The following is a 2,769-nucleotide window of genomic DNA, read 5'->3' on the forward strand; positions in this document are numbered from 1 at the left end:
CACGCCGCCCGGGGCCGTGACCCACCTGATCACGACAAGCTGCACGGGGCAATATTTGCCCGGACTGGACGCGGAGCTTATCCGGGCGCTCGGCCTGCCGGCGAGCGTCAATCGGCTGCCGCTCACGTTCGTCGGCTGCGCGGCGGGGCTCAAAGCGATCGGACTGGCCCGGCAGTTCGCGGCCGCCTCCCCGAACGGGGACGTCCGCGTGCTCGTCGTCTGCGTCGAGCTCTGTACGCTGCATTTCCAGCCTTCGGGCGCCAGGGAAGATCTGTTTGCCGCATCGCTGTTCGGAGACGGCGCTTCCGCCTGCGTCGTCGGCGCGCCGGCGGACGGGCGGACTGCCGTGTTCAGGCTCGGGCAGCCCAGGTCTGTCCTGCTGCCGGGCGGGGAAGCGGACATGACCTGGAACATCGGGCCGTACGGATTCGAACTGATGCTTTCGGCGAATGTGCCCAGGCTGATCCGCACCCATCTGCCCGCGGAGATCCGTCCGTTCATGGCGGGGGGAACGGCTCCCGGGCTGTGGGCGATCCATCCCGGCGGACGCGGCATCATCGACGCGGTGGAGGAGACGTGCGGGCTGTCGGCGGAGCAGACGCGTCCGAGCCGGGAAGTGCTGCGGCAGTACGGCAACATGTCCTCCGCGGCCATTCTGTTCGTGATGCAGGAGCTGCGGCGGGAGCTTCAGCGGCGGCCGGCATGGACCGGACCGCTTGACGGCATCGCTGTCGCCTTCGGTCCGGGGCTGACGGCCGAGCTCTTGCCGTTCGGCTTCGCGCATGCCCCGGTTCCCGGGGAGAGCGGGCAGGTTGCCGTCCATGCTTGACCTGCTTCGGATGCGCGCTTCGCAGCCTGAGCGAATGGACGGCAGCGGCGTGCCGGAAGCGGAGCTCGCGGGCGCCTACCGCCGGCTGCGGACGCTCAACCGGCTGTTCGCGGCCGCGGCGCCGATCCGCACCGGCGTCGAGCGTCTCTGGATCGAAGCGGGCAGGCCCGCGCGGCTGTCGGTGCTCGATATCGGCGCCGGTTCCGGCGATGTGAACCGTTCGCTGCTCCGCTGGGCGGAACGGAACGGGATCGGGATCACGATCCGGCTGGTCGACGTCAGGGAAGAAGCTTGCCGCGAGGCGAGGCGGCTGTTTCGCGGGGATGCGCGGATCGAAGTGGCGCGCGGCAATCTGTTCGACCTGCCGGATCAGGCGGCGGATATCGTCACGGCGACGCAGTTCGTCCACCATTTCGGACCGGACGAGCTGCCCCGCGTCATCCGCCGCATGCTCGGCGTCTCCCGGATCGGCGTCGTCCTGAGCGATCTTCGCCGCCACATCGTCCCCTGGGCCGCGGTGTGGCTGACGGCGCGGCTCTTGACGGGGAACCGCTGCATCCGGGTCGACGCGCCGCTGTCCGTGGCGCGCGGATTCCGCGACGAGGATTGGGACAAGCTGGCCATTGACGGCGGCATCCGGGAGATGTGGTATGCGCGCAAGGCGCCGTACCGCTACGTCGTCGTCATCCGGAAAAGCGGAACGGAAAAAGGCGGTGATGCGTCTGGCGGACAAGACGGTTGACGCGGTCGTGATCGGCGGAGGCCCGGGCGGCAGCGCCGCGGCCCGCGCGCTGGCCGCGGCGGGATGGGAGACGATCGTCCTGGAGCGGCGCGCCTTTCCCCGGCACAAGGTATGCGGCGAATTTCTGTCGCCGGAAGCGAAGACGACGCTGCGCGAGCTCGGGCTCGAAGACGCGGTGAACGGCCTGTCGCCCGTCCGGATCGAGCGCGTCCGCCTGTCGGCGGCCGGCGGCAGGCCGCTCGACGTGCCGCTTCCCGGCGCCGCGCTCGGCATCAGCCGCCGTGAACTGGACGCGGCGCTGCTGGACGGCGCCCGGCGGGCGGGAGCGGAAGTGCGCGAAGGAATCCGGGCGGCGGGCATCCGCCGGGAAGGCGGCATCTACGCCGTCGACACGAAGGGGAACGGAGCGGCGGGGACGGTTCACGCGCGCGTCGTCGTCGGCGCCTGGGGAGCGGGAGCGCGCAAGGCGTTCGCGGACCCGCGCGCCGCCCGGACGGGCGCATCCCGGCTGCTTGGCGTGAAGGTCCATTTCGAGGGAATCCCCGTCATTCCGGTGACGGAGCTCTACGCGTTCCGCGGCGGATACCTCGGCCTGTCGCCCGTGCCCGGCGGGCGGGTCAACGCCGCGGCGCTGCTCGATCCGCGGGCGTTCGGCGGCGGGGAGTCTTCCGCCCTGGCCTGGATCGCCGCAGCAGCGCGCCGCCATCCCGAACTGGCGCGCAGACTCGAAGGCGCCAGGCCCGTGCCCGGCACGGAGGCCGCGGTCTCGCCGGTCATGCTCGACCGCAGGCCGCTCGCCTGGTCCGGCTGCCCGCTCGTCGGCGACGCGGCGCTCCGCATTCCGCCGCTCTGCGGCGACGGCATGTCGATCGCGCTGCGCTCCGGCCTGGTCTGCGCGCGGCTGGCCGATCGCCGATTGCGCGGCGACATGACGGATGATGCGTGGCGCCGCGAATACGAGCGGTTCTTCCGCCGGGAATGCGCCGGCGCGCTGCGGCTCGGACGTTTGCTGCAGACGGTGCTCGGCCGTCCGGGCGCCGCCCGGCTGCTGCTTGCAATCGGGCATGCCGCGCCGGAATGGGCTGTCGCGGTCGTGCGGCGCACCCGGCTGGCGGAGCCGGGCAGCTGAAAGCCGGGGAAGAAGAAGGCGGACGCCGCAACCCGCGGCGTCCGCCTTTCCGTTATTTCATTCTGAGCA

At 71.6% G+C, this 2,769-nt stretch carries 3 protein-coding genes; all 3 read left to right on the plus strand.

Going from position 1 to position 2,769, the window contains the following annotated elements; genetic code table 11:
* A partial coding sequence (locus KJQ12_RS02565; RefSeq protein WP_213483350.1) for a type III polyketide synthase occupies window positions 1-829 on the plus strand: 829 nt, incomplete at its 5' end.
* Window positions 822-1,571 (plus strand): methyltransferase domain-containing protein, encoded by a 750-nt coding sequence (locus tag KJQ12_RS02570; RefSeq protein WP_244860379.1) that lies wholly within the window; start codon window positions 822-824, stop codon window positions 1,569-1,571. The genes KJQ12_RS02565 and KJQ12_RS02570, both read left to right, overlap by 8 nt.
* Entirely contained in the window at window positions 1,546-2,700 is a 1,155-nt protein-coding gene (locus tag KJQ12_RS02575) for an NAD(P)/FAD-dependent oxidoreductase (protein ID WP_213483352.1), read from the plus strand. Before KJQ12_RS02570 ends, KJQ12_RS02575 begins: the two co-directional genes overlap by 26 nt.
* The last annotated feature ends 69 nt before the right edge of the window (window positions 2,701-2,769 follow it).

This window comes from Thermobacillus xylanilyticus (assembly GCF_907165215.1).
Lineage (GTDB): Bacteria > Bacillota > Bacilli > Paenibacillales > Paenibacillaceae > Thermobacillus > Thermobacillus xylanilyticus.

Coding starts and splice junctions, on each gene's coding strand:
- KJQ12_RS02570 (WP_244860379.1), top strand. CDS start 822: ATGCTTGACCTGCTTCGGATGCGCGCTTCGCAGCCTGAGCGAATGGAC.
- KJQ12_RS02575 (WP_213483352.1), top strand. CDS start 1,546: ATGCGTCTGGCGGACAAGACGGTTGACGCGGTCGTGATCGGCGGAGGC.